Genomic DNA, 24,872 nt, shown 5'->3' with positions numbered 1-24,872 from the left:
TGGCGTCGCCTTATTGGGCAGCGCTGGCTTGATCTTCCGTTTTGGGGGCGAGGACCGGGTCGTCCACCACCGCGACGTGGGAGCCGTTGTCCAGCTTCAGCTGGCCGGAGGTGACCACCTGCTCACCGGTCTTGAGGCCCTTGAGCACCACCACCTGGCTGTCGCGGCGCTCGCCGGTCTCGACGAAGCGGCGCTCGACCACCAGGTAGGGTTCGCCCTTGTCGTCCTTCTGCTCCTGGCCGTCCTCGCCCTTCTTCGGTGCGATGACGTACACGGAGTTGCCGTACAGGGTGTAGGTGATAGCGGTCTCCGGGACCACCACGCGTTGCTCTTCACCCGGCAGCAGCACGTCGAGGTTGGCGAACATGCCCGGCAGCAGCTTGTTGTCGGGGTTCTTCAGTACGGCGCGGACCTGCAGGTTGCGGGTGGTGTCCTCGACCTTCGGGTTGATCGCCGAGATGGTGCCTTCGAACACCTCGCCCGGGTACGCCGCCACGCTCACCCGCACGCGCTGTTCCAGGGCCAGCTTGGGCACGGCCTGCTCGGGCAGGAAGAAGTCCACATAGAGGTTGTCCAGGTCCTGCAGGGTGGCGATGGTGGTGCCGGAGGAGAGGAAGTCACCCACGTCCACCTTGCGGATGCCGATGGTGCCGCCGAAGGGCGCGAGGATGCGCTTCTTGTCCAGGGTCGCCTTCAACTGGGCCACCGAGGCGTTGGCCTTCTGCAGCTCGGAGGACAGGCGGTCGAACTCGCTCTTGGAGATGTTCTGCCGGTTGACCAGGCTGCGGCCGCGCTCGAATTCGACGCGGGCCAGGGACAGGGTCGCCTCGGCGGTGGCCAGGCTGGCCTTCTCCACGTCGCTGTCCATCTGGATCAGCGGCTGGCCCTGGCGCACCTTCTCGCCGGAGCGGAACAGCACGTCCTGCACGGTGCCGGAGACCTCGACGGTCAGGTCGACGCCCTGGAAGGCCTTGAGCGAGCCGATCGCCGGCAGGCGCTCCTGCCACGGACGCTGTTCGGCCAGGGCGGCCGACACGCTGATGGCCGGTTTGGGCGCGGTGAACATCGCGATCTGTTGCTTGATGGAGAAGGCTTTGTAGGCGGCAAGGGCGAGCACCACGAGGATGACCGCGCCGAGCATGATGAGCATGCGGCGGAGCAACATATTCCGGTTCCTTGGCAAGGCAGAGTCGGGCCTGGGAATAGGCGAGGCGTGCACCTTATTCCTACCGGCGGGGGCAAGTCAAAGCCCCGGAATTGCAAAAGATTGCGCTAGGCGGGCGGTTTGCTGGCTGCTGTTCATGATCGGCGAGGATCGCCGAATATCGCGGATTTTATTTTGGCCGGTCGGCCGGCGCCGAACAGGCGAGGGGGAGGGAAAGGCACATCCCTGTGCCGGGAGAATCAGGCGCTGAAGCGGCGGGTGACGTCGTTCAGTTCGCCCGAGAGGCCATGCAGCCGCTGGCTGGCGCCTTCGGTGCGTTGCACGTTCTCGTTGTTGGTGTTGGCGATGGCGGTGATCTCGGTGAGGTTGCGGGAGATGTCCTCGGCCACCGAGGTCTGCTCCTCGGCTGCGGTGGCGATCTGCCGGTTCATGTCGCGGATCGCCTCCACGGCCTCGGTGATGCGCTGCAGCATGGCACCGGCCTCGGTGACCTGGGTGACGCTCTGCTCGCTGCGGTTCTGGCCGTTCTCGATGGCGCGCACCGCATTCACCGCGCCGGTCTGCACCGTGTCGATGATCTGGTGGATCTCGGCGGTGGATTCGGCGGTGCGCTGGGCCAGGGTGCGGACCTCATCGGCCACCACCGCGAAGCCTCGGCCCTGCTCGCCGGCGCGGGCGGCCTCGATGGCGGCGTTGAGGGCCAGCAGGTTGGTCTGCTCGGCGATGCCACGGATCACTTCCAGCACCTTGCTGATGCGCCCGCTGTCGCTTTCCAGGCGACGGATCACCTCGGCGGTGGAGGCGATCTCGCCGCGCATGCCGGTGATGCTCTGGATGGTGGCCTGCATCACCCGCTCGCCCTGCTGGGCGGAGGTGTCGGCCTGGTCGGCAGCGCCAGCGGCTTCGGCGGCATGGCGCGCCACTTCCTGGGCGGTGGCGGACATCTCGTGCATCGCCGTGGCCACCTGGTCGGTGCGGGAGAACTGCTCGCGCACGCCCTGGGCCATCAGCACGGCGATGGCGTTGAGTTCGCCGCTGGCGTTGTCCAGCTCGCTGGTGCTGTGCTTCAGCCGGTTGAAGGTGTCGGCGAGGAAGTCCCGCAGCACGTTCGCCGAATTGGCCAGGCTACCCAGCTCATCCTTGCGGCTGCTGTCGACGCGCTCGCCGAAGTTGCCCTGGCTCAGGCGGGCGATGTGCTCGATGAGGGTGCGGATCGGTGCGATCAGGCGGCGGTTGATCAGCCACAGGGCCAGCACGCCGATCACCAGGCTGGACAGCAGCATGGTCACCAGGCCGCCAGTCACGGTAGCGCCGGCACTGGCGCTGATCTCGGCCGACTGCTGAATGCCACGGTCATGCAGCTGGGTGACCAGGGCGGTCATCTGGTCGCTGGCGGCGCGGTCGATGCCCTGCACCGCCTTGTCGCCGGCGGTCGGGTCGGCCCCGGCGGCAAGGAAGGCCTCGCGGCCCTTGCGGTAGGCCGCGCCCAGGCTCTGGTGCTCGGTGCGCAGGCGCTCCACCTGGGTCTGCAGGTCGCGGTCGCCCATGTCGCGGGCTTCATTGACCAGCTTGCCGAGGATGTCCTGGACCTTGCGTTCCTGGTCCTCGAACTGGCCCCAGTACTTGGCCAGGGCGGCCGGGTCCTTGCCGCGCAGCAGCACGTTCTTCCATTCCTGGACCTGGCCTTTGAATTCGACGTTGGCGCTGTCGACGAGGCCGGACGCTTCCAGCGTGCCACCTACGAGATTGCGATAGGACTGGATACCACCAGACAGTGAATTGAAGCAGGCAAGCGCGACCACCAGGATCAGCAGCAGGCTGCCACCCAACAGCGCGAGGAGCTGGCCTCGCAGGGAGTTTTGCAGGGACATGGAAGAACGCCTCAGGGAGGAGGAAGGGAAGTGCAGACAAAGTATAGGTCGGCCGCCATGACCGAGGCGTTAGACCATGGCGACGAAATGCTCGGGTTTCACGCCAGGTGCAGGTGGTTGTCCCAGAGCCCGGCGGGCAATTGCAGCGGTGTGGCGGTGGGGGCGGCCTGGCGGCAGTCGTAGAGGCGGCAGCGCCCCTGGCCGGAAGTGACGACGAAGCCGTCCTTCACCGCGCCCACGCCGGCGCAGTCGGGCAGCGGGGCGTCCAGGCGCAGGGCGCCGCTGTCCAGGTCCCAGATGAAGAAGCGATTGCCGCGTGGGGCGGTCAGGGCCACCAGGCGCAGTTCGTCGTGCACCGCCACGCTGGCGGTGTACTGGGCCATGGCCAGGCGCTGTTCGTCCGCCACGGGGAATGCGACGAACGGCTGGCCAGGGCGCTTGATGGCCAGCAGGTCGGCGTGGTCCCCGCCATCGCCCATGTACTGCTGGCCTGCCACCACGGTGCCGTCGGCGGCGACGGCCAGGTGGCGGATGCTGTTCATCTGCTGCGGCAGGGTCTCGCGGCTGATCAGGCTGCCGTCGCGACGCATCAGCACCAGGCTCGGCTCCATGGCGTCGAGGTTCATTTCCTTGCGGCTTTCCGCTTCGGTGCGGATACCGCCGTTGGCTACCACGAAGGTCTCGCCATCCGGCATCCAGGACACCTGGTGCGGGCCGAGGCCATGGGTGGACAGCTCGCCCTGGAAGCTCAGCTGGCGGTCGGCGTAGGCATAGACGCCCAGCACGCCGCGGCCGGGGTCGCGGGTGTCGTTGTCGGTGACGTACAGCCACTCGCCGCTCTTGTGGAACACGCCGTGGCCATAGAAGTGCCGGTCCGGCTGCGAGCGCAGGGTCTGCAGCAGGCGGCCGTCCTCCAGGTCGATCAGGTAGCTCTCGGTGCCCGGGCGACGGGCAACGAACAGGGCCACCGCCTCACTGGGGTGCTGGACGATGTCGTGGCAGCGCTGGGCAACCCGGGTGGCGAACACCTGGGTGCCGTCCAGGCGGTAGCCGACGGCGTAGTGGCCGCCGTCGGCATCGTCACGGGCGGAGAGCAGCAGGGGCTCGCGCCCCTTGCGATTGAGCGACCAGCCACCCAGCGTCACCGCGCCGAGCAGCAGGCTGCCGAGTGCGACCACCTGGCGGCGCAGCATGTCAGTCACCATCGTTGGCATTGAAGCCCAGTTGTACGTTGAGGACGCGGGCCAGCTCGTTGGCGTGCAGGCGGTGCACCACGTCCAGGCTGGCGTAGAAGACGCCCAGTTGCTTGAGGCCCTCTTCGCTCTCCAGCAGCTTGCTCAGCGGCGGCTGCAGGGCATCGAGCTTGCTGCGGGCGTCGGCATAGGCGGCGTCGATCTGCTCGGCCAGCGCCTTCTGGTCGCTGCCCAGCAGGCTGCGCAGGCCCTGGCCGTCGACGCCCTGCCACAGTTGTTCGGCGCTCAGCAGGCTGGCGCCGAGGCTGGCCAGGGACGTGTCGCTGCGCCAGCCGTCGGCCTGGTAGGGCTGGGGCACGCCCTTGCTCGAACGGCCCATGGGGGTGCCGAGCTTCTTCTTCAGGGTGTCGAGGGCAGTCACCTGCACCCGCAGCAGCTCCGAGATGGCCTCGTGGGAGTCGGCGTAGCGGGTGTTGGGGAACTTGGTCAGCTGTTCCAGCATGCCGTCCTTCTTGTTCCAGCTCGCGAGGATTTCCTCGGCCAGGGCCTTCTGGCGCTCGCCGATGGCTTCCAGCAGCGGGCAGTAGCGGGCTTTCTGCTCGGCATCGGCCAGGTCCAGGCCGCTGTCGAAGAGGATGTACTCGTAGGCGGACAGGCCCTGCACCACCACACTGGACTTGCCCAGCCCTTCGGCGTCGATCTGCGGCTTGGCGTTGACCAGTTGCTCCACCTGGCGGCCCACCAGGTTCTTCTTGTCCGGCCAGAACTGCACCTGCCAGGCGCGGTTGCCTTCGGCCAGCGGGCCCACCATCAGCGGCTGCAGCTCGGCCCAGGCCTTCTGGGCGACGAGGAAGTCGGCACGGGCCTTGGCCAGGTCTTCCTTGCCGGAGCAGAACGCCAGGGCGCTGGCGGCCAGGGCGCGGTCGGCTTCCACCCAGCGGCTGTAGGTGGGCAGGATCACCTGCTTGGCCAGCGCGGACGTGGCCTGGGCTTGCGGGTCCTGCGGGGCGCAGGCGCCGAGGGCAAGGGCGGCGAGGCTGGTGAAGAGCAGTTTGGGGCGGAACATGCAGGGCTCCTTACAAGGAATTCAGGAATGCCAGCAGCGCGGCTCGCTGCCCGGCGTCGTAGCGCATGACGGTCTGTTTCGCCGCCTCGGCCTCGCCACCGTGCCAGAGGATGGCCTCCAGCAGGTTACGGGCGCGCCCATCGTGAAGGAAGCGGGTGTGGCCATTGACCACTTCGGTGAGGCCGATGCCCCACAGCGGCGGTGTGCGCCAGTCGCGGCCGCTGGCCTGGAACTCGGGGCGGCCGTCGGCCAGGCCCTCGCCCATGTCGTGCAGCAGCAGGTCGGTATAGGGGCGGATCAGCTGGTTGGCCAGTTCCGGTTCGGCGGCATCGGCCCGGGTGGTGAAGCTCGGGGTGTGGCAGCCCTGGCAGCCGGCCTGGTGGAACAGGCCCTTGCCGTCCAGCACCTGCGGGTCGTTGACCCCGCGCCGCGAGGGCACAGCGAGGTTGCGGCTGTAGAACAGCACCAGGCGCAGGATGTTGTCGCTGACCTCGGGCTCGCCGCCGTTCACGGCATTCAGGCAGTCCACCTGGGTGGGCGTGCAGTCGTCGTGGGGCAGCAGGCTGGTGGTCAGGCCCATGTCGCCGGAGAAGGCGTGGGCGTTCTGCTGGTTCAGGCTGGGCTGGCCGGCCTTCCAGCCGAAGCGGCCGAGCACGGTCTTGCCGGCGGCGTCGTCCCAGACCTGGTTGGGGCGGCCGACGATGCCAGGGCCTTTGGCCTCGGACGGGCCGGCATTGGCCAGGATGGCCTCCTCGGGAATGGCCTCCAGCAGGCCCAGGCCGATCATCGGCGGGGCGACCCGCGCGGAGAACATCGTCTGCGGGTGCATGGGGCCGTAGCCCAGCTGGGTGATCTCCAGGGTCGGCTTCTGCAGCTCCACCACGGTGCCGTCGGCCAGGGTGACGTTGAGCGGCTCGTAGCGCATGCGCACCTTGCCTTCCGGCGCGACGCCGGGGATGGCGACGTCCTGCAACTGTCCGCCGTACACCGGCTCGGGCACCACGCCCAGGCGCTCCAGCATCTGCTGGTGCTCGGCCTTGGCTTCGGCGGGGATGGACAGGCGCACCAGCATCGACACGGCGTTGTCGCCGCGAACGCCCGGCGGATGGCCGCGGCCGTCCTTCACGTGGCAGTTCTGGCAGGCGTTGGTGTTGAACAGCGGGCCCAGGCCATCCCTCGCGGTGGTGGAGGAGGGGGCGATCACCCAGGGGTTGCGGAAGAAGCTGTTGCCGACGTTGAAGTCCAGCCGGCGGCTCGGCGTGAGGTTGCCGGAGGCCTGGGAGAAGGCGTTGCGGTCATGCAGGTTGATGGTCGCGGCACCGCCTGAAAGCTGCTCGCCGGGTTCGGCCTGGGTGAAGCGGGGGGGCTTGTCGCAACCGGCCAGGGCAACGGCCAGCAACAGCGGCGACAGGTGGCGGAGGGCCGACGATACGGGCATTGGCGGGTCCGGCTGGGGAAAACAGGCGGGCAATGTTAGCAGGCGAACGGCTATTAAATAAGAGGGATTTGCGTTCGTGATAGCGGGTCCGGCCGGCCGCTGCGGAGCGGGTGTAACCCAGGCGTGACGTGCCTTCCAGCGAGACGAGAGGCGGATTTCCGGGCATGAAAAAAGCGGATGCGGCGATGGGCCGCATCCGCTTTGCGGGACGCGCGGACGAGTCGATCAGAACTCGTGGTCGGCGTTGTCCGGCTTCAGGTCGCTGATGCCCAGCTTGCCGGCGGCCTGCTCGATGGCGCCGGTCTGCTTGACCAGGGCGGCGATGGCGTCACGCACCACCTGGTTGCCTTCGGCGTTGTCCGGGGCGATCAGCTGGTCGAAGTGCTCGCCCTTGTTGGCGCGGTCCACCAGGACCTGCAGCTTGGCCTCGGTGGCCTCCAGGTCGGCCTTCAGGGTGGCGTCGGCCTGGGCATCGGCCTTGGCTACCAGGGAGGACAGGCTCGGGCCGGTCAGGGTGGTGCCGTCGATCTTCTTGTACTCGCCCAGGTAGACGTTGCGGATGCCCTTGCCGTTGTAGAAGTGCGAGTTGTGGGTGTTGTCGCTGAAGCAGTCGTGTTCGTCTTCAGGGGAGTTGGCTTCCAGGGCGACCTTCATGCGCTCGCCGGCCAGTTCGCCGAGGGACAGGCTGCCCATGCCGAACAGCATCTTGCGCAGGCCGGACTCGGCCGGTTCGGCTTCCAGCTTGGCGCGGTAGTTGTCGGCCACGCCGGCTTTCCACTGGCCGACCATGTATTCCAGGTCGCTCACCAGCAGGTCGGTGACGGCCTTCAGGTAGGTGGCACGGCGGTCGCAGTTGCCGCCGGTGCAGTCCTTGCCCTGGGCGTAGTCGGTGGCCGGGCGGTTGCCGGCGCCCGGGCCGGTGCCGTTCAGGTCCTGGCCCCAGAGGAGGAATTCGATGGCGTGGTAGCCGGTGGCGACGTTGGCCTCGGAGCCGCCCAGTTCGTTCAGGCTGGCCAGTTTCTCGCCGGTGATCTCGGTGACGTCGATCTTGTCTTCGCCGACCTGGATTTCCTTGTTGGCGATGATGTTGGCGGTGGCGCCCGGGTTGCCCAGGGCGTGCTGGTAGTCCTTGGCGACGTAGTCGATCAGGCCTTCGTCCAGCGGCCAGGCGTTCAGCTGGCCTTCCCAGTCGTCCACCACCGGGTTGCCGAAGCGGAACACCTCGGTCTGCATGTAGGGCACGCGTGCGGCCAGCCAGGCTTCGCGGGCGGCTTTCAGGGTGTCGTCATTCGGGTTGGCGAGGAAGGCGTCCACGGCCTTCTGCAGGGCGACGCCGGTGGTGTGGGCGTCGGTGAACACGGCCAGGGCCAGGTCGGCGTAGTGCTTGACCACTGCCTTGGTCGCTGCCTCGTCCACCTTGGCGGCGGCCGGTGCAGCGCTGCTGCTGGCGGCTGCCGGGGCTGCGGCCTGGGGCGCGGCGGCCTTGTCCTTGTCGTCGCCGCAACCGGCGAGAGTGATGGCGATGGCAAGCAGGCTGGCGGTGGCCAGGGGCATACGACTCATGGCGGATTCCTTCGGTGGTGTTGGGAAGCGCTGCTGCGCGAAAACGGCGAACATAATGCGAAAGATTTGCATTTTTGAAAAGTGGCACTTTGTCTCGCTGTCGCGTTGGGTGTGCCCCGGGTCGCTGTGCCGGAGGGCGGTGGGCGCTAGAATCCGCCGGAACCGAAGACAAGGAGTCGTTCGCATGTCCCTGAGCACCGTTGCCATCCTCGTCGCCCTGCTGCTGGCGGGCGCCTATGCCGTGATCCTCTACAACGCCCTGGTGCGCCTGAAGCACGGCGTGGGCAAGGCCTGGTCGAACATCGAGGTGCTGCTCAAGCAGCGCCACGACGAGCTGCCCAAGCTGGTGGAAACCTGCAAGCAGTACATGCAGCACGAGCGCAGCACCCTGGAGCGCGTGATTGCCGCGCGCAACGCCGTGGCCGGTGCCCGCGAGCGCGGTGACCTGGGCGCCCTGGGCCAGGCCGAGAGCGGGCTGCGGGCCGGCCTCGGGCAGCTGTTCGCCCTGGCGGAGAACTACCCGCAGCTCAAGGCCAACGAGAACTTCCAGTTCCTCCAGCAGCGCATCAGCGGGCTGGAGAACGGCATCGCCGACCGCCGCGAGCTGTACAACGAGGCGGTCAACCTGAACAACGTGCGCATCGAGCAGTTCCCCGATGTGCTGATAGCCCGCATGTTCGGCTTCCGCCCGGCGGAGCTGCTGGTGTTCAGCGAGGCCGAGAAGGCCGACGTGGACATCAAGAGCCTGTTCAACTGATGGACGGTGGTGACGCCGGCGGCCTGGCGATGAGCCTGGCCTTCAGCCTGGGGGCCTTTCTCGGTGGCGGCTGGTGGTGCCTGAAGCGCTTCTACGAGGGGCGCCTGCTGCTGGATACGCCCACCTCGAAGATCCGCTCGGCAGCCCAGGGTTACGTGGAACTCTACGGCGTGCTGCACGAGCCGCAGCACGGCCTGTTGAGCGCGCCGCTCACCGGCAAGCCCTGCGTGTGGTGGCGCTTCCGGATCGAGGAGCGCAGCGGAAGCGACAAGGACAAGCGCTGGAAAGTGGTGGAAAGCGGTGCCAGCGACCAGTGGCTGGCGCTGGGGGACGGTACCGGCGAGTGCCTGATCGACCCGCGGGGTGCCGAGGTCCGACCCGCCTCCCGCGACGTCTGGCATGGCAACCAGCGGCACCCGCTACGGGTGGAGTCCACCGGCTTCTTCGGCTCGCTGTTCGGCGGCGGCGACTACCGCTACACCGAGGAGCGCCTGGAACTGGGCGGCCCGCTCTACGCCATCGGCGAATTCGTCACCACCGGCGCGAGCCAGCAGGGTTTCGATGCCAGCCGCGCCGAGGGGGCGGTGATCCGCGAGTGGAAAAGTGACTTTACCGGCCTGCTGAAGCGCTTCGACAGCAACGGCGACGGCCAGCTGGACGAGGCGGAGTGGGGGCGGGTGCGCCTGGCGGCGCAGCTGGAGGCGGAGGATCGCCATCGCGCCACCAGTGCGGCACCGGCGGTGAACCGCATGCGTCGCCCGGGGGAGGCGCGGCCTTTCCTGCTGTCCAGCCATGGCGAGGACGTGCTGGCGCGGACCTTCTTCTGGCAGGCGTTGGGCGCGGGGCTGGTATGCATCGCAGGGGCGGTGGCAACGGTCTACCTGTTGCGCACCACCGGGTGGCTCTAGCGTCTGGCGGTCACCCGCAGGCGGTGCATGCGGCGTATCAGAGGGCAGCGGGGTTGGAGGCAGCGGCGCTCAGGCGGCGGGATTGCTTGAGGTAGCCGGTCAGCTCGCGGGCCGGTAGCGGCTTGCTGTAGAGGTAGCCCTGACCCTCGTTGCAGCCCTGGGCAATGATGTAGCTCTCCTGCTCGGGGGTTTCGACCCCTTCGGCGATCACCTGCATGCCGAGGCTGCGGGCCAGCTGGATGATGGCGCGGACGATGGTGGCGTCGTCCTCGTCCTCCAGCACGTCCTGGACGAAGCTCTTGTCGATCTTGATCTTGTCCAGCGGCAGGCTCTTCAGGTAGCTCAGCGAGGAATAGCCGGTCCCGAAGTCGTCGATGGCGATCAGTGCGCCGGAGCGGCGCAGGCTGAGCAGGTGCTGGGCGGCAGTGGAGATGTCCTCCATCAGGCCGGTCTCGGTGACTTCCAGCTCCAGGCTGCGCGGCGGCAGGCGGTAGACCTGCAGCAGGTTGTTGACCACGCGCGGCAGCTCGGTGTGGTGCAGCTGCACGGTGGAGAGGTTCACGGCCATGCGCAGTTCGTTGAAGCCCTGGTCGTGCCAGTCCCGCAGCTGGTGGCAGGCCTGGTCCAGTACCCACTCGCCGATGGGGATGATGCTGCCGTTCTGCTCGGCCAGGGGGATGAACAGGTCCGGCGGCACGAAACCGTGTTGCGGGTGCTGCCAGCGCAGCAGCGCCTCGACGCCCACCACGCGGTGGTCGCGGTAGTCCACCTGGGGTTGGTAGACCAATTGCAGCTCGTTGCGCTTGAGGGCTTCGCGCAGGTCCTTCTCCAACTCGCGGCGGCGGCGCATCTCGCTGTCCACGCTGGCGATGTAGAACTGGTAGCGGTTGCGCGAGCGGCTCTTGGCCAGGGTCATGGTCTGTTCGGCTTTCTGCAGCAGCTTCTCGGTGCTGTCGCCGTCTTCCGGGAAGAGGGTGATGCCGATGGTGGCGCGCAGGCGGACTTCCTGCTGTTCCAGCGCGAAGGGGGCTTCCAGGTCGTCCAGCACGCTCTGGGCCAGCTCGGCGGCCTCGTAGGGCTGCTCGATATCCGCCTGGACCAGGGCGAACTGGTCGCCCCCCAGGCGGGCCAGCGCGCCGAGGCGGCCGCTGTGGCCACGCAGGCGATCGGCCAGGGCGATCAGCAACTGGTCGCCGGTCTGGTAGCTGTACTGCTCGTTGACGCCCTTGAAGTCGTCCAGGCCCACGCACAGCACGGCAACCCGGCGCTGCAGGCGGCCGGCGTCCTCGAGGATCTGGTCCAGCTGCTGCTGCAGCTGCTGGCGGTTGGGCAGGCCGGTGAGGAAGTCGTACTGGGCCATGCGCAGCAGGCTGTTTTCGGCCTCCCGGCGCAGGTGCGTATTGCGTTCGATGGAGGCCAGCAGCTCGTTGGCGGTGTTGATCCACAACCCCAGCTCGTTCTTCTCGTTGCCCTTGAGCATGGGCAATTTGTGCTCGCTGGGGCGGTCGGGGTTGATGTTGGTCAGGTGCTCGATGATCTTCGACAGCGGCTTGGTCAGCAGCCAGTGGTAGACGGAATAGAGCACCAGGCCCATGGCCAGGGCACGCAGCACGCCGGAGACGAAAATGATCACCGAGCTGATGACGAAGTCCTCGCCATAGGGCGCGGTGTCCAGGGTGATGGTCAGGTCGCCGTAGTACTCGCTGTACGGTCCGCGTCCCACCAGTTGGGTGGTGAAGTTCTGTTCCTTGCCGAGGATCGGGTCGGTGAGCCAGCGGGTGGGCAACTCACTGAGCGGACGGGTCTTCTCCGCCAGCATGGGTTCGTTGGGGTGGCCGATGCTGGCGAAGCGCACCGACTCGTGCTGGAACAGGCCTTCGATGACCTGCATGCCCATTTCGCGGTCCAGGCTGTAGACGGCCTGGGTCGATGGATCGCGGAACATGCCGAGGATGCGGTGGGCGTCATTGGCCACCGCCTGACGGGTCTTGTAGACGTCGAACACGATCTGCGCGCAGCTGAGCACCACGCCCACCACCAGTGCGGACAGCAGCACCACGCGGAGCAACTTCAGTGACAAGCTGTTTTTCAGATCCAGCTTCAAGTAGGAATTCCTTGTTCGATGCCGGTAAGTGCCAGGTGCCAGACCGCTTGAGTATTGGCAAACACGGGGTAGCCGTCAAAGGGCCAGTACGCAAAAAGCGGAACCCGGTCCCCGAATGGGACGTTCGCCAGGCTGGTGGATTAAGCGAACACGCCCCTGTGTCGGTGCGGCATCGGCTGACTTGAATGCCAGACGACGAATGGACAGCGCCGCTGAGTTCAACGGGCGACCCGATTGGTTCTGCGGTTTAGGAGGGCAGGGGGTGAGGACGACGCGAGCGCCGGCATGAACGAAAAGACCCGGCGCAAGGCCGGGTCCTTTCAGGTGCTGCGGGTGACTCAGGCGGCGAAGTTCTTGGCCACGAAGTCCCAGTTCACCAGGTTCCAGAACGCCTCGACGTACTTCGGACGCAGGTTGCGGTAGTCGATGTAGTAGGCGTGTTCCCAGACGTCGCAGGTCAGCAGCGGGGTGTCGCCGCTGGTCAGCGGGCAGCCGGCGCCGATGGTGCTGGCCAGGGCCAGGGAACCGTCAGCCTTCTTCACCAGCCAGCCCCAGCCGGAGCCGAAGGTGCCGACGGAGGTCTTGGTGAACTCTTCCTTGAACTTGTCGAAGGAACCGAATGCGGCGTTGATGGCGTCAGCCAGGGCGCCGGTGGGCTGGCCGCCGCCGTTCGGGCTCAGGCAGTTCCAGTAGAAGGTGTGGTTCCACACCTGAGCGGCGTTGTTGAAGATGCCGCCCGAGGAGGTCTTGACGATCTCTTCCAGGCTCTTGCCTTCGAACTCGGTGCCCGGAACCAGGTTGTTCAGGTTCACGACATAGGTGTTGTGGTGCTTGTCGTGGTGGAATTCCAGGGTCTCGGCGGAAATGTGCGGCTCGAGAGCGTTCTTCTCGTACGGCAGCGGCGGCAATTCGAAAGCCATGTCTGTCTCCTTCATCAGGTCTGGATATGTGCGCAAGGCGCGGGGCCGTTCACGGGCGGCCGGTGAGCGGCTTTGAGTTCGTACTCTTTATGTGCCGCGAGGGCCGGATCATAGCACCCGACCAGAGGCTTAACCACGCAGTATCCGTGTGGAATAGCCCCTCCGCGGCCCGTGCTGCTTGGACCGCCCGGGTTCAGATCCCGTTCACCAATTGTGCCGCCATGGCGAACATCATCAGCGCCACGGTGAAGTCCAGCAGCCGCCAGGTGGCGGGACGGGCCAGCCAGGGGGCGAGCCAGGCAGCGCCCAGGGCCAGGGCGAAGAACCAGATCAGCGAGGCACTGGCCGCGCCCAGGGCGTAGGCACCGGGCACCGGCTGCTGGGCGCCGAGGGAGCCGATCAGCAGCACCGTATCCAGGTAGACATGGGGGTTGAGCAGCGTCACCGCCAGTGCCGCCAGCAGCACCGCCTTGCGTGAGCGTGGCCCGGCGTCGGCCTGCATCGCCAGGGTGCCCGGGCTCAGCGCGCGGCGCAGGGCCTGGCTGCCGTACCAGGCGAGGAAGGCCACCCCACCCCAGCGGGCGATGGCCAGCAGCATCGGGTTCTGTGCCAGTACGCTGGCCAGGCCGAACACCCCGGCGCTCACCAGCAGCGCGTCGCACAGCACGCAGAGCGCCGCCACCGGCAGATGGTGCTCGCGGCGCAGGCTCTGGGCGAGGACGAAGGCATTCTGCGCGCCGATGGCGATGATCAGCCCGGCCGCCACCAGCATGCCGTTGAAGTAGCTCTGCCACATGCCTCAGCCCTCCACCGCGCTGGCGGCCAGCGCCCGCAGGATCGACACCGCGCACTCGGCGCGTTCGCGGGGCACGAACAGGTGGTCGTGGTGGTAGCCCGCCACCACGTTGCAGCTGATGTCGGCCTGGGCCAGCGCTGCTGCCACGGCGGCCGTCAGCCCCACCGCCGCCAGGGAGGAGTGCACCTGCAGGGTGATCCAGGCGGCGACGTAGTCGTAGGGCAGGTCCAGGGCATCGGCCTGTTCACGCGGGAGGATCAGGCTCAACCCCTCGGCCTCGCGGATGCTGGCCACGGGCGTGCAACCGGTCGGGGCGTCAGACGCCAGGGTGCAGAAAACGTAGTCACCGTCGTCGAGACGGGGTTCCAGGCTGCGCAGCAGCACGGACAGGGCGGTTTCTCCGGCCACGGTCGGTTCCTTGAAAGGCGGAAGGGAATGCTGGCGAGTCTGCCGAGGGCGGTTGTATAAGGAAAACGAATCTTGCTGATCTCGCATAAGGAAAATCGATATGTTCGACTACAAGCTCCTGGCTGCCCTCGCCGCCGTGGTGGAGCAGGGTGGTTTCGAGCGGGCCGCCCAGGTGCTGGGGTTGTCCCAGTCGGCGGTATCCCAGCGGGTCAAGCTGCTGGAGGCGCGGGTCGGGCAGCCCGTGCTGGTGCGCGCCGCGCCACCGGCACCGACGGAGATCGGCACCCGCCTGCTCAACCATGTGCAGCAGGTGCGCCTGCTGGAGCGCGACCTCCAGGCCCAGGTGCCGGCGCTGGACGAAGGCGGCCTGCCCGAGCGCCTGCGCATCGCCATCAATGCCGACAGCCTGGCCACCTGGTGGGCCCCGGCGGTGGCGGACTACTGCTCCAGCCACCGGGTGCTGATGGACCTGGTGGTGGAAGACCAGGAGGTCGGCCTCAAGCGCATGCGTGCCGGTGAAGTGGCCGGCTGCATCTGCGCCGCCGAGCGCCCGGTGGCCGGCGCCCGCAGCCTGGCCCTGGGCGCCATGCGCTACCGCGCCCTGGCCAGCCCGGGGTTCGTGGCCCGGCACTTCTCCCGGGGCGTCACGGCGGAGGCGCTGCTGAATGCGCCCTCCATCGTCTATGGCCCCGACGACCAATTGCAGCACCGCTACCTGGCCGCGCTGGGCATCCAGGGCGCCTTTCCCCATCACCTCTGCCCCTCGTCCGAAGGTTTCGTCCGCCTGACCCAGGCGGGCCTTGGCTGGGGGCTGGTGCCCGAGCACCAGGTGGAGGGTGAACTGGCCCGAGGGGAGCTGGTGGAGCTGATTCCCCAACGGCCCATCGACGTGCCGCTCTACTGGCACCACTGGCGCCACGGTGGTGAGTTGCTGGCCAGCCTCACCGACCATCTGGCCCGGGCCGGTGGGCGCTGGCTGGTACGGGACTGACCCAGGTGGCCGGCATCGGGCGCGTGCTGGCTCGCCGCGCCACGACGGCATGCCGGGGCGCTGCTAGAGTGCGCAACACACGACAGGTGGGGGACGGCAATGAAGATTCTGGTGACCGGAGCGAGTGGCTTCATCGGTGGGCGCTTCGCCCGCTTTGCCCTGGAGCAGGGGCTGACGGTGCGGGTCACCGGCCGTCGGCCCGAGGCCGTGGAGCATCTGGTGCGGCGGGGCGCGGAGTTCGTCGCCGGTGACCTGGGGGACCCGCAACTGGCCCAGGCCCTGTGCCGGGACGTGGAGGCCGTGGTGCATTGCGCCGGCGCCGTGGGCGTCTGGGGCCGCTACGAAGACTTCCATCGGGCCAACGTCGAAGTCACCGAGAACCTGGTGGAGGCCTGCCTCAAGCAGCGGGTCAAGCGCCTGGTGCACCTGTCCTCGCCGTCGATCTACTTCGATGGGCGCTCCCACGTCGGCATCACCGAGGATCAGGTGCCCAAGCGCTTCTCCGACCACTATGGCGCCACCAAGTACCTGGCCGAGCAGAAGGTCTTCGCCGCCGAGGAATTCGGCCTGGAGGTCATCGCCTTCCGCCCACGCTTCGTCACCGGGGCCGGCGACACCAGCATCTTCCCGAGGCTGATCGCCATGCAGCGCAAGGGGCGCCTGTCGATCATCGGCAACGGCCTGAACAAGGTCGACTTCACCAGTGTGCACAACCTCAACGACGTGCTGTTCAGCGGCCTGCTGGCCGCCGGGCCGGCGCTGGGCAAGGTCTACAACATCAGCAACGGCGAGCCGGTGCCGCTGTGGGACGTGGTCAACTACGTGCTGCGCCGCCTCGACCTGCCGCCGGTCACCCGGCACGTGCCCTTCGGCGTGGCCTACGCAGCGGCGACCCTCAACGAAACGGTCTGCCGGCTATTGCCGGGGCGCCCCGAGCCCTCGCTGTTCCGGCTGGGCGTGGCGGTGATGGCGCGGGACTTCAGCCTCGACATCAGTCGCGCCCGGCACTATCTGGAGTACGACCCCCAGGTGAGCCTGTGGACGGCCCTCGACGAGTTCTGCACCTGGTGGAAGGCGCAGCAGGGCGCCTGATTCAGCCGCGCAGCGGGCCGGCGTACTGGGTGTACTTGCGCACCAGCTCTTCCTCGGTCAGCACCTTCGGCACGCGCACGCCGGTCAGTTCGCTGAGGCGCTCGCCCAGGCTGATCACCGCCTCGCGCCGGGACTCGGCACAGGCCTTGAGCATCTGCTGGATGGCATCGGGTTGGCTGAGACGGATGTCCAGGGCCTGTTCCTCGCGAATCTGGCGACGAAGGCTCTGCATGCAATCCAGCACGGCTTTGGTCAGTTCCACGCGTATTCCCCCCAAGGTGTGAAGAGAGCTCCGGCCTGTCGTCCTGCCCGGACGGAGCGCGTCGGACCCGTTCAGCGGTGGGTCCGTCCGGCGCGGCACGGGCCGCGCATGGAGCGCCCCCGGACGCCCCGCAACGACCAAAGCAAGCTGCGTACCAGTTCACAATCCCAGGAACCATGGGCCCTGCAGCCGGTCCATCAGCCTGGATGCGCACCGACGAAGGGCACCCGCACCAGCATGGCGCGGCGCTGATGCCGGCCAAGCGAACCGGTATACTGGCGCCCCTCGGCCCTGGGTGCCGACCCCGATTCCTTGCTCCTCCTGCCGAAGGTCAATCATGCGTAACGATGCTCTCGATGAACTGGACGATGTCCCCAGCCTGTCAACCGACGCGCAGGACCGCGACGAGTTCGGCCACCACCCACGCCGCGTCGCCTCCTCGCCGGCCCGGGGCGGTCGCACGGGGTACGAGCCCGAAGCCCGAGGCGGCGCCAGCACCGGTCCGCTGTGGGCCCTGCTGGGTGCCACCGTCATCGCCTTCTGTGGCCTCGGCTGGTGGAGCTTCCAGCAGATCTCGATGATGGAGCAGCAACTGGTGGCCACCCAGGAAAGCTTCGCCCGCATCAGCGAAGAGGCCGCCGGGCGCATCAAGGACATCAGCGGCAAGGTGGTCGCCACCGAGTCCAACGTCACCAGCGGCAGCGAGTCCATCAAGCTGGACATCCGCCAGCTGCAATCCCGCCTGGCCGAGGTGGCCAAGCAGCAGCAGGCCCTCAGCGCCCAGCTGGGCAGCCAGGACAAGCGCGTCGAGCAGCTTTCCGGCGACTTCAAGACCCAGAGCGGCTCCGCCGGCCAACTGGACAGCCGCCTGCAGAGCCTGGCCGAAGAACAGGCCCGCCTGAAGGCCGCACAAGGCGACGCCGCCAAGCTGGACGAGCGCATCAAGGCGCTGGCCGGTGAAGTGGAGGCCCTGAAGAAGCAGGGCAACCCCAGCCAGGCCATCAAGAGCCTCGAACAGGACCTGCTGGTCCTGCGCAGCCAGCTGGACAGCCGCCCGGCCCAGGCCCCGGCAGCCGGCGGCGGTGCCAACCAGGCCGAGTTCGACGCCTTCCGCGCGCAGATGACCCGCAACATCAGCACCCTGCAGAGCCAGGTGCAGAACCTGCAGCAGCAGATCAACGCGCGCTGATCCATCACCGCAGTGAACGAGCCCCGCTCCGCAAGGACTGGGGCTTTTTCATGCCCGGGCTACGTCGCCCCTGCAAGGGGGACCTGTAGGGGCGAATTCATTCGCCCGCATCTACCCGCCGCCACGAAAAAGCCCCGACCTTGAAGGCCGGGGCTTCGTTCATCGCAGCGTTGCCGCTTACAGGCGCGGGTAGTCGATATAGCCGACCGGGCCCTTGCCGTAGAAGGTTTCCGGGTGCGGCTCGTTCCAGGGCGCATCCTTCTCCAGGCGGGCCGGCAGGTCCGGGTTGGCGATGAAGGGGATGCCCCAGGCCACGGCGTCGGCCTTGCCTTCGGCGATCCAGGCATTGGCCTGGTCCTTGGTGAAGCGCTCGTTGGCGATGAACACGCCGCCGAAGGCTTCCTTCAGTTGCGGGGCCAGGCTGTCGTCGGCTTCCTTCTCGCGGGCGCAGATGAAGGCGATGCCGCGCTTGCCCAGTTCACGGGCCACGTAGCCGAAGGTCTCGGCACGGTTGGAGTCGCCCATGTCGTGGGCGTCGGCACGCGGTGCCAGGTGCACGCCGACACGGCCGGCGCCCCAGACCTTGATCAGCTCGTCGGTGATCTCCAGCAGCAGGCGCGCGCGGTTCTCCAGGGAGCCGCCGTAGCGGTCGGTGCGGGTGTTGGTGCTGTCCTGCAGGAACTGGTCCACCAGGTAGCCGTTGGCGGCGTGCAGCTCGACACCGTCGAAGCCGGCAGCCAGGGCATTCTCCGCGCCGAGGCGGTAGGCCTCGATGACGTCGGCGATCTCCTCGGTCTCCAGCGCGCGGGGCACCGGGTAGTCACGCAGCGGGCGCAGCAGGCTCACGTGGCCCTTGGCGGCGATGGCGCTGGGGGCCACCGGGGCTTCGCCGTCCAGGTAGCTCGGGTCGGAGATGCGGCCCACGTGCCACAGTTGCAGGACGATCTTGCCGCCGTTGGCGTGCACGGCCTTGGTCACGTTGCTCCAGCCCTTGACCTGGTCGTCGTTCCAGATGCCGGGGGTGTCGGGGTAGCCGACGCCCATCGGGGTCACGGCGGTGGCCTCGCTGATGATCAGGCCGGCGGACGCGCGCTGGCTGTAGTACTCGGCCATCAGCGCGTTGGGTACGCGGCCTTCGTCGGCGCGGCAGCGGGTCAGGGGGGCCATGATGATGCGGTTGGCCAGTTCCAGGTCGCCCACTTTGATCGGATCGAACAATGTTGCCATTTTGAACACCTCGTCTTAGTCGAGAGCGGTTTCCAGCTCGGGTTTGCGTTGGCTGAAGGTCAGCAGGGTGGCGACCAGCGCCAGGATGGCGAGTACGGCAGCGGCGAGCGGCACGCGGGTCAGCCCCAGGCCCTGCTCGATCACCACGCCACCGACCCAGGCGCCCAGGGCGTTGCCCACGTTGAAGGCGCCGATATTGAGGGTGGAGACCAGGTTCGGCGCACCGGCGCCGAACGCCACCACGTTCACCTGCAGGGCCGGCACGGCCGCGAAGGCGGCGGTGGCCCAGAGGAACAGGGTGATCTCCATGGGAATCAGGTACGGGCTGGCCAGGTGCACCACGGTGGAGGTGACGGCCAGGGCGATGAACACGCCCATCAGCGTCTGCGCCAGCTTCCAGTCGGCCAGGCGGCCGCCGATGAAGTTGCCCAGGGTCAGGCCCAGGCCGATCAGCAGCAGCGTGCCGGTCACGCCGCGCGGCGACACCCCGGTGATTTCGCCCAGCAGCGGCGCCACGTAGGTGAAGATGCAGAACACCGCCGCCGAGAACAGCACCGTGGTCGACAGCGCCAGCCACAGCCCGGCCCCGCGCAGGGCGGCCAGCTCGGCGCGCATGTCGGCGGCCTCTTCGTCATCCTGGCGTGGCAGCACGCGCCACAGCCCGATGAAGGCCGCCACGCCGATCAGCGTCACCGCCCAGAAGGTCGAGCGCCAGCCCGCCACCTGGCCCAGCGCGGTACCCAGGGGCACGCCCAGCACGTTGGCCAGGGTCAGCCCGGTGAACATCAGCGCCACCGCCGACGCCTTGCGGTTCGGCGGTACCAGGCTGGCGGCCACCACCGAGCCGATGCCGAAGAAGGCCCCGTGGCAGAGCGCCGTCACCACCCGCGCCAGCATCAGCAGGTCGTAGTTCAGTGCCGTGGCGCACAGCAGGTTGCCGAGGATGAAGATCGCCATCAGCGCCAGCAGTGCCGCCTTGCGAGGGAAGCGCGCCGTGGCCATGGCCATGAACGGTGCACCGACCGCCACGCCCAGGGCGTAGCCGGTCACCAGCCAGCCGGCGACGGGGATGCTCACGGACAGGTCCGTGGCGACATCGGGCAGCAGGCCCATGATCACGAATTCAGTGGTGCCGATGGCGAATGCGGACAAAGCCAGGACGAGAAGCGCGGTTGGCATGGGCCAGCTCCTGAGTGAATGGGGGCAGGTGGCAAAGGGGCCGGGGTGAGCCCGCCGGGCGGGACTCTTGATCGGGTACCGCGGTCAGAGTTCGGTGCTCATCCGCTGCAGGAACGCCTCGATTACGGCCTCGTTGCGCTTGAAGAAGTTCCACTGGCCGATGCGTCGGCTGGTCACCAGGCCAGCCTTCTGCAACGTGGTCAGGTGGGCCGATACGGTGGACTGGGAGAGCCCGGTGCGCTGGTCGAACTTGCCGGCGCACACGCCGATCTCGAACGGGTGGTCCTGCTCGACGAAGTAGCGCTCCGGCTCCTTGAGCCACAGCAGCATGTCGCGCCGTACCGGGTGGGCGAGGGCCTTGAGGATCTCGCCCAGGTCGATGTCGAGGCTGTCGGGGGTGTCGGTCATGGCCGTCTCCACCAGTCATATCGGAATGGAGCGAACTATATATCGGGAAAAAACGATACGGGATCGTTTCCCGCGATAGTCATCATCAGCCCGGCTGATGGGCATGCGCCGACACAACGGGATTTTTCAGCAGCCTGCTAAGCTGGCGCGATGAATTACCTCGCCCACCTCCACCTCGGCGGCCCCGCGCCCCACCAGCTGCTCGGCAGCCTCTACGGCGACTTCGTCAAAGGGCCGCTGGACGGCCGTTGGCCCCAGGGCATCGAGGCCGGCATTCGCCTGCACCGGCGCATCGACCTGTTCACCGACACCCACCCGCTGGTGCGGGACGCCCGCGCCCTGTTCCCGGCGGCTCGGCGGCGGGTGTCCGGCATCCTGCTGGACCTGTTCTTCGACCACTGCCTGGCCCGCGACTGGGCCGACTACGCCGAGGTGCCGCTGCCCGCCTTCACCGGGCAGGTCTACCGGGTGCTGGCCGACCAAGCGGCGCTGCCCGGTGCCCTGGCCCGCATCGCCCCGCGCATGGCCGAGCAGGACTGGCTCGGCAGCTACCGCGAGTTCGACACCCTGGCAGCCGTGGTGGGTGGCATGAGCCGCCGCCTGTCCCGCCCCGAGCTGCTGGCCGGCGGCTTCGATGAACTGGCCGAGCGCTACCAGCCCCTGAGCGATCACTTCCGGCGCTTCTACCCCGAGCTGCAGCGCTTCGCCGCCCAGGCCGGCATGGCTTGACCTGCATCAAGCCCCGGTCGCGCATCGGGGCGTGCAATGCGTGGACCCCGGACCGCCCCGGTCCGGCCTGACGAGAACAGTGGAGGTGCTCCGATGAAAGCGCTGCTCCTGGCGACCGACCTGTCCAACCGCTCCGAACGTGCCCTGCGCCGTGCCGCCCAACTGGTGCGGCAGTTCCGTTGCCCCTGGACGGTGCTGCACGTGGTGGATGCCGACCAGCCCCAGGCCCTGGCCAGCGCCTGGAGCGCCCAGGTCCACGAGGCCCTCGCCTCGCACCTGGGCGAGATCGCCGAACTGGCGGGCGCCGCCCCGGCGCTGCGTGTCGAAGTGGGCGACCCGGCCGAGCGCATCGTCGACTTCGCCCGCAGCCAGGGCTTCGACCTGCTGGTGATGGGCTGCCACCGGCGCAACGCCCTGCGCGACGTGTTCGTCGGCACCACCCTGGAGCGCGTGCTGCGCACCGGGGACACACCGGTGCTAGTGGTCAACCGCGAGACCGACGGGCACTACCACGACATCCTCGTCGGCCTCGACCTCTCGCCCTGTTCGGCCCGCGCGGCCCAGGCGGCTCGTGAACTGGGGATTCTGGAGCTGGCCCGCAGCCGTGCGCTCTACGCCTTCGAGCCCTTCGCCCGGCTCACCCTGCTGGGTGCCGGGCTGTCCGACAGCGCCCTGGAGGACCATGAACAACGCGAAGCCGTGGCGGCCCGTTCGGCCCTGGCGCAGTTTCTTGGCGAACAGGGGTTGCTGGGCGTGTTCAGCCAGCATTCGGCGGAGGAGGGGTTGCCCATCACCGTGCTGCGCCATGCACTGCAGCAGGCCGAACCGGACCTGCTGGTGCTGGGCACGCGGGGCATGAGCGGGGTCAAGCGGGCATTGATCGGCAGCGTGGCGGACGCCGCCCTGCGGGAGTTCGATTGCGACATGCTGGTGGTGCCGCCCGCCCGCTGAGTCGGCGGCTCAGGCCGCCAGCTCGTCGGACGGGGCTTCACCGAACAGCGCCACCTGCACCGCCTGCTGGGCCTCGCGGGCCAGGGCGTTGCGGTGGCGACCGCTGCTGGGGATGGGCGTCAGCAGGCGGATCTCCACCTCGCTGCACGGGCTGCGCAGCAGGCGCACCAGGTGGGATACCAGGTCATCCTCGCCAATGAACGGCGCCACGCTGTCCCGCTCGCCATCGCGCAGGTAGCGGATCGCCACCGGCTGCACCGCCACCCCTGTCTCGCAGGCGCTGGTCAGCAGGCGGCCATGGAAGGTGCGCACCAGGCTGCCGTCGGTGGTGGTGCCTTCCGGGAAGATCAGCAGGTTGCGGCCCAGCCCCAGGTGCCGGCCCAGTTGCTGCCCCACCAGGTTGCTCTCCCCTGAACCCCGGCGGATGAACAGTGTCCCGGCCTTGTGCGCCAGCCAGCCGGCCACCGGCCAGGCGCGCACCTCCGCCTTGGACAGGAAGGACAGCGGCGCGAGCATGCCCAGCAGCGGGATGTCGGTCCACGACACATGGTTGCTGACCCACAGCATCGGTACTGTCGGCACCTCGCCCTCCACCCGCACCCGGAAGGGTAGGGCGCCGGCCAGGCGCGCCAGGAACCAGCGGGTCAGGCGCTGCCGGCGCGGCATCAGGTCCCGTCCCCGGGCCAACCGTTCCAGCACCACCACCCCGCTCGCCAGCAGCAGGCCGAGGCCGATCACCGCCAGCAGGCGTAGCACCCGCAGGTAGAAGCGCAGCCCGGCCACGGCGTCAGACCGCCGCCTTGAAGTGGCGGGCGTAGCGCGGGCACAGCTCGTCGCGCTTGAGCAGGATGAACACGTCGGCGACCTGGAAGTCCGGGTCCCAGCACGGCTCGCCGCAGATCTTCGCCCCCAGGCGCATGTAGGCCTTCAGCAGCGGCGGCATCTCGGCGATCACGTTGCCCGGCAGCTCCAGCGCCGGCAGCGGGGTGCGCGGCTCGGCGCGCAGGTGCTCGGTGCACAGGTAGCGTTCGCGCAGGCGCTGCATGATGGCCTGGGCCTGGATGCCGCCGTCCTGCATGGGGATGCTCGCGCAGCCCATCAGGTAGCGGTAGCCGCCCTCGTTGAGCACCTCCGCCAGCTCGCTCCAGAGCACCGCGATGGTGCCGCCGTTGCGGTAGGCCGCATCGACGCAGGTGCGGCCGATCTCCAGCACCGGGCCCTGCAACTCGCCCAGGCCTTCGAGGCGGAACTCCTCCTCGCTGTAGAAGCGGCCGATGTCGTGGGCGGCCTGGTGGTCCAGCAGGCGGGTGGTGGCCACCAGCTCACCGCTGTCCAGGTCGCGCACGCCGATGTGCTGGCAGTGCGGGTCGAAGTCATCCATGTCGAGGCCGAATTCGGCGCCCTTGAGCTTGGCATCGAACTCCGCGCTGAACACCCGGTAGCGCAGGGCCTGGGCTTCACGCAGGGCAGCCACCCCGCTGAGGCGCTCGGCCTGCAGGCGGCGTGGGCTCTTGTCGCCGCGTGCGGCGTTGTCGCGGGTGATAGCGATCTGAGTCATGAGTAAGCCTCCATTTGGGCCGGCTAGATCCCGGTTGCAGCCGGACGATCTTGTTGTGCAAGCTCAGGCTAGGCAGACCCGGTGTCACCTCCGTGACGTTTCCGTGATGCTTGAATGACAGCCCCCAAGGAGACCGCCCATGACCTGGCAACGCCTGCTCGAGACCCGTGACCGCCTGCCCGCGCAGCCTCTCGAAGAGTGGTACGGCAGCCTGCTGGAGCGCCTGGGCGAGGCCACGCCCTTCGAACTCGCCGTCCTCGGCGGGCGCCTCGCCGCCACCCCGGGGCTGGCCTTCCTTGCGGGCTACCAGGGCGCGCTGCGCCTGCTCTGGCCCTCCGCCCCGCGCAGCCTCGGCGCCCTCTGCGTGACCGAAGCGCGCAGCGTGCGCCCGGCGGACATGCAGGTCCGCCTCGACGGGCTCAGCCTCAATGGCCGCAAGGACTTCGTCACCGCCGCCGACGCCGCCGACTGGCTGCTGGTGGCCGCCCGCGAGGAAGCCGACGGCGAGGCCCCGCGCCTGGCCCTCACCGTGGTGCACAACGGCGCGCCCGGCGTGCGCATCGAACCCCTGCCGGCGCTGCCGCTGATGCCCGACATCCCCCACGCCCGCCTGCACCTGGACGGCGCCCATTGCGAGCGCCTCGCCGGGGACGGCTGGGATGCCTACGTCAAACCCTTCCGCAGCCTGGAAGACCTCCACGTCCTCGCCGCCCTGAGCGCCTGGCTGCTGGGTGTCGGCCAGGACAGCGGCTGGCCTCCGGCCCTGCGCATGCGCCTGCTGGGGCTGCTGGCCGGCGCCGCCGAAGTGGCCCGGATGTGCGCCACCAGCCCGGTGATGCACGTCATGCTGGCCGGCCTCTTCGCCGAGTTCGACGGCCTGCGCAGCGAACTGGACGCCGCCTTCGCCAGCGGCCCCGCGCCGTGGGCAACACTCTGGACGCGCGACCAGGGCCTGTTGGCCATCGCCGGCGCCGCACGCGCCACGCGCTTGGCCAAGGCGCGGGAGGCACTGGGGTGGGTGGATTGAACCCGGGCGGTTGACACCGTCCAGTGGCGCGGCCGTACACGGCTATCGGAAGCGCCTGATGGAATCGCCC

At 68.4% G+C, this 24,872-nt stretch carries 24 protein-coding genes; 8 read left to right on the top strand and 16 right to left on the bottom strand.

Annotation, left to right across the window (positions count from 1 at the left end; translation table 11 throughout):
• Positions 1-10: 10 nt before the first annotated feature.
• The 6 genes from SZ55_RS18265 to SZ55_RS18240 form a co-directional block, all read right to left on the bottom strand.
• The gene (locus tag SZ55_RS18265; protein WP_044409467.1) at positions 11-1,165 is read right to left on the bottom strand and encodes an efflux RND transporter periplasmic adaptor subunit; all 1,155 of its coding nucleotides are present in this window, start codon (positions 1,163-1,165) and stop codon (positions 11-13) included.
• 239 nt (positions 1,166-1,404) lie between these two features.
• Entirely contained in the window at positions 1,405-3,036 is a 1,632-nt protein-coding gene (locus SZ55_RS18260) for a methyl-accepting chemotaxis protein (protein ID WP_044409464.1), read from the bottom strand.
• A gap of 98 nt (positions 3,037-3,134) precedes the next feature.
• Entirely contained in the window at positions 3,135-4,229 is a 1,095-nt protein-coding gene (locus tag SZ55_RS18255) for a DUF1513 domain-containing protein (RefSeq protein WP_044409461.1), read from the bottom strand.
• 1 nt (position 4,230) lies between these two features.
• Positions 4,231-5,295 carry an imelysin family protein gene (locus SZ55_RS18250; RefSeq protein ID WP_044409458.1) on the bottom strand — a complete coding sequence of 355 codons (1,065 nt, stop codon included), beginning with the start codon at positions 5,293-5,295 and terminating at the stop codon, positions 4,231-4,233.
• Between the two features lie 10 nt (positions 5,296-5,305).
• On the bottom strand, positions 5,306-6,733 hold the full coding sequence (locus tag SZ55_RS18245) for a di-heme oxidoreductase family protein (RefSeq protein ID WP_044409456.1): 1,428 nt from the start codon (positions 6,731-6,733) through the stop codon (positions 5,306-5,308).
• A 225-nt stretch (positions 6,734-6,958) separates the two neighbouring features.
• Positions 6,959-8,296, bottom strand: a complete 1,338-nt coding sequence (locus SZ55_RS18240) for an imelysin family protein (protein WP_044409452.1) — start codon at positions 8,294-8,296, stop codon at positions 6,959-6,961.
• A gap of 184 nt (positions 8,297-8,480) precedes the next feature.
• Between SZ55_RS18240 and SZ55_RS18235 the strand changes: the two genes are divergently transcribed.
• Both SZ55_RS18235 and SZ55_RS18230 read left to right on the top strand, forming a co-directional pair.
• Positions 8,481-9,053, top strand: a complete 573-nt coding sequence (locus tag SZ55_RS18235) for a LemA family protein (RefSeq protein ID WP_044409450.1) — start codon at positions 8,481-8,483, stop codon at positions 9,051-9,053.
• Positions 9,053-9,961 carry a GIDE domain-containing protein gene (locus SZ55_RS18230; RefSeq protein ID WP_044409447.1) on the top strand — a complete coding sequence of 303 codons (909 nt, stop codon included), beginning with the start codon at positions 9,053-9,055 and terminating at the stop codon, positions 9,959-9,961. Before SZ55_RS18235 ends, SZ55_RS18230 begins: the two co-directional genes overlap by 1 nt.
• 37 nt (positions 9,962-9,998) lie before the next feature.
• Here the strand turns inward: SZ55_RS18230 and SZ55_RS18225 are convergent, their stop codons facing one another.
• The 4 genes from SZ55_RS18225 to SZ55_RS18210 all read right to left on the bottom strand — a co-directional run bounded on the left by SZ55_RS18225 (position 9,999) and on the right by SZ55_RS18210 (position 14,189).
• A complete protein-coding gene (locus SZ55_RS18225; RefSeq protein ID WP_044409444.1) occupies positions 9,999-12,065 on the bottom strand; it encodes a putative bifunctional diguanylate cyclase/phosphodiesterase in 2,067 nt (688 codons plus the stop codon).
• 338 nt (positions 12,066-12,403) lie between these two features.
• Positions 12,404-12,985: a superoxide dismutase [Fe] gene (gene sodB, locus SZ55_RS18220; RefSeq protein WP_044409441.1), complete on the bottom strand. Its 582-nt coding sequence runs from the start codon at positions 12,983-12,985 to the stop codon at positions 12,404-12,406.
• Between the two features lie 193 nt (positions 12,986-13,178).
• Positions 13,179-13,781 (bottom strand): LysE/ArgO family amino acid transporter, encoded by a 603-nt coding sequence (locus SZ55_RS18215; RefSeq protein ID WP_044409437.1) that lies wholly within the window; start codon positions 13,779-13,781, stop codon positions 13,179-13,181.
• Positions 13,782-13,784: 3 nt separating this feature from the next.
• Complete coding sequence (locus tag SZ55_RS18210) at positions 13,785-14,189, bottom strand: ACT domain-containing protein (RefSeq protein ID WP_044409434.1); 405 nt, start codon at positions 14,187-14,189, stop codon at positions 13,785-13,787.
• A 94-nt stretch (positions 14,190-14,283) separates the two neighbouring features.
• On the opposite strand from SZ55_RS18210, the gene SZ55_RS18205 reads away from it, so the two are divergent.
• Positions 14,284-15,180 carry a LysR family transcriptional regulator ArgP gene (locus tag SZ55_RS18205; RefSeq protein WP_162484940.1) on the top strand — a complete coding sequence of 299 codons (897 nt, stop codon included), beginning with the start codon at positions 14,284-14,286 and terminating at the stop codon, positions 15,178-15,180.
• Between the two features lie 99 nt (positions 15,181-15,279).
• Complete coding sequence (locus tag SZ55_RS18200; protein ID WP_044409429.1) at positions 15,280-16,272, top strand: NAD-dependent epimerase/dehydratase family protein; 993 nt, start codon at positions 15,280-15,282, stop codon at positions 16,270-16,272.
• A gap of 1 nt (position 16,273) precedes the next feature.
• On the opposite strand, the gene SZ55_RS18195 is transcribed toward SZ55_RS18200, so the two are convergent.
• Complete coding sequence (locus SZ55_RS18195; protein WP_044409426.1) at positions 16,274-16,534, bottom strand: hypothetical protein; 261 nt, start codon at positions 16,532-16,534, stop codon at positions 16,274-16,276.
• A 337-nt stretch (positions 16,535-16,871) separates the two neighbouring features.
• Here SZ55_RS18195 and SZ55_RS18190 point away from each other — a divergent pair, with 337 nt between their 5' ends.
• Positions 16,872-17,723 carry an ATPase gene (locus SZ55_RS18190; protein ID WP_044409424.1) on the top strand — a complete coding sequence of 284 codons (852 nt, stop codon included), beginning with the start codon at positions 16,872-16,874 and terminating at the stop codon, positions 17,721-17,723.
• A 177-nt stretch (positions 17,724-17,900) separates the two neighbouring features.
• On the opposite strand, the gene SZ55_RS18185 is transcribed toward SZ55_RS18190, so the two are convergent.
• From SZ55_RS18185 to SZ55_RS18175, 3 genes are all read right to left on the bottom strand, one after another.
• Entirely contained in the window at positions 17,901-18,950 is a 1,050-nt protein-coding gene (locus tag SZ55_RS18185; protein ID WP_044409422.1) for an alkene reductase, read from the bottom strand.
• A 15-nt stretch (positions 18,951-18,965) separates the two neighbouring features.
• Positions 18,966-20,129: an MFS transporter gene (locus tag SZ55_RS18180; protein ID WP_044409420.1), complete on the bottom strand. Its 1,164-nt coding sequence runs from the start codon at positions 20,127-20,129 to the stop codon at positions 18,966-18,968.
• An 84-nt stretch (positions 20,130-20,213) separates the two neighbouring features.
• A complete protein-coding gene (locus SZ55_RS18175; RefSeq protein WP_044409417.1) occupies positions 20,214-20,537 on the bottom strand; it encodes an ArsR/SmtB family transcription factor in 324 nt (107 codons plus the stop codon).
• A 150-nt stretch (positions 20,538-20,687) separates the two neighbouring features.
• Between SZ55_RS18175 and SZ55_RS18170 the strand changes: the two genes are divergently transcribed.
• Positions 20,688-21,266: an acyl carrier protein phosphodiesterase gene (locus SZ55_RS18170; protein ID WP_044409415.1), complete on the top strand. Its 579-nt coding sequence runs from the start codon at positions 20,688-20,690 to the stop codon at positions 21,264-21,266.
• 93 nt (positions 21,267-21,359) lie between these two features.
• Positions 21,360-22,217, top strand: coding sequence for a universal stress protein (locus SZ55_RS18165; RefSeq protein WP_044409412.1), 858 nt, complete (start codon positions 21,360-21,362; stop codon positions 22,215-22,217).
• Between the two features lie 9 nt (positions 22,218-22,226).
• Here SZ55_RS18165 and SZ55_RS18160 read toward each other — a convergent pair whose 3' ends face one another.
• Positions 22,227-23,000, bottom strand: coding sequence for a lysophospholipid acyltransferase family protein (locus tag SZ55_RS18160; RefSeq protein WP_044409410.1), 774 nt, complete (start codon positions 22,998-23,000; stop codon positions 22,227-22,229).
• 4 nt (positions 23,001-23,004) lie between these two features.
• Positions 23,005-23,775, bottom strand: a complete 771-nt coding sequence (gene olsB, locus SZ55_RS18155; RefSeq protein WP_044409407.1) for an L-ornithine N(alpha)-acyltransferase — start codon at positions 23,773-23,775, stop codon at positions 23,005-23,007.
• Between the two features lie 139 nt (positions 23,776-23,914).
• Between olsB and SZ55_RS18150 the strand changes: the two genes are divergently transcribed.
• Positions 23,915-24,802, top strand: a complete 888-nt coding sequence (locus tag SZ55_RS18150; RefSeq protein WP_044409404.1) for an acyl-CoA dehydrogenase family protein — start codon at positions 23,915-23,917, stop codon at positions 24,800-24,802.
• Positions 24,803-24,872 lie beyond the last annotated feature (70 nt).

It is taken from the genome of Pseudomonas sp. FeS53a (assembly GCF_000931385.1).
In the GTDB taxonomy this organism is placed as follows: domain Bacteria; phylum Pseudomonadota; class Gammaproteobacteria; order Pseudomonadales; family Pseudomonadaceae; genus Metapseudomonas; species Metapseudomonas otitidis.
The sequence above is the reverse complement of the archived record's forward strand: the minus strand, read 5'-3'. Positions and strand labels throughout refer to the sequence as shown.

Coding starts and splice junctions, on each gene's coding strand:
- SZ55_RS18250 (WP_044409458.1), bottom strand. CDS start 5,295: ATGTTCCGCCCCAAACTGCTCTTCACCAGCCTCGCCGCCCTTGCCCTC.
- sodB (WP_044409441.1), bottom strand. CDS start 12,985: ATGGCTTTCGAATTGCCGCCGCTGCCGTACGAGAAGAACGCTCTCGAG.
- SZ55_RS18230 (WP_044409447.1), top strand. CDS start 9,053: ATGGACGGTGGTGACGCCGGCGGCCTGGCGATGAGCCTGGCCTTCAGC.
- SZ55_RS18245 (WP_044409456.1), bottom strand. CDS start 6,733: ATGCCCGTATCGTCGGCCCTCCGCCACCTGTCGCCGCTGTTGCTGGCC.
- SZ55_RS18240 (WP_044409452.1), bottom strand. CDS start 8,296: ATGAGTCGTATGCCCCTGGCCACCGCCAGCCTGCTTGCCATCGCCATC.
- SZ55_RS18260 (WP_044409464.1), bottom strand. CDS start 3,036: ATGTCCCTGCAAAACTCCCTGCGAGGCCAGCTCCTCGCGCTGTTGGGT.
- SZ55_RS18165 (WP_044409412.1), top strand. CDS start 21,360: ATGAAAGCGCTGCTCCTGGCGACCGACCTGTCCAACCGCTCCGAACGT.
- SZ55_RS18265 (WP_044409467.1), bottom strand. CDS start 1,165: ATGTTGCTCCGCCGCATGCTCATCATGCTCGGCGCGGTCATCCTCGTG.
- SZ55_RS18185 (WP_044409422.1), bottom strand. CDS start 18,950: ATGGCAACATTGTTCGATCCGATCAAAGTGGGCGACCTGGAACTGGCC.
- SZ55_RS18255 (WP_044409461.1), bottom strand. CDS start 4,229: ATGCTGCGCCGCCAGGTGGTCGCACTCGGCAGCCTGCTGCTCGGCGCG.
- SZ55_RS18170 (WP_044409415.1), top strand. CDS start 20,688: ATGAATTACCTCGCCCACCTCCACCTCGGCGGCCCCGCGCCCCACCAG.
- SZ55_RS18175 (WP_044409417.1), bottom strand. CDS start 20,537: ATGACCGACACCCCCGACAGCCTCGACATCGACCTGGGCGAGATCCTC.
- SZ55_RS18235 (WP_044409450.1), top strand. CDS start 8,481: ATGTCCCTGAGCACCGTTGCCATCCTCGTCGCCCTGCTGCTGGCGGGC.
- SZ55_RS18180 (WP_044409420.1), bottom strand. CDS start 20,129: ATGCCAACCGCGCTTCTCGTCCTGGCTTTGTCCGCATTCGCCATCGGC.
- olsB (WP_044409407.1), bottom strand. CDS start 23,775: ATGACTCAGATCGCTATCACCCGCGACAACGCCGCACGCGGCGACAAG.
- SZ55_RS18190 (WP_044409424.1), top strand. CDS start 16,872: ATGCGTAACGATGCTCTCGATGAACTGGACGATGTCCCCAGCCTGTCA.
- SZ55_RS18150 (WP_044409404.1), top strand. CDS start 23,915: ATGACCTGGCAACGCCTGCTCGAGACCCGTGACCGCCTGCCCGCGCAG.
- SZ55_RS18215 (WP_044409437.1), bottom strand. CDS start 13,781: ATGTGGCAGAGCTACTTCAACGGCATGCTGGTGGCGGCCGGGCTGATC.
- SZ55_RS18200 (WP_044409429.1), top strand. CDS start 15,280: ATGAAGATTCTGGTGACCGGAGCGAGTGGCTTCATCGGTGGGCGCTTC.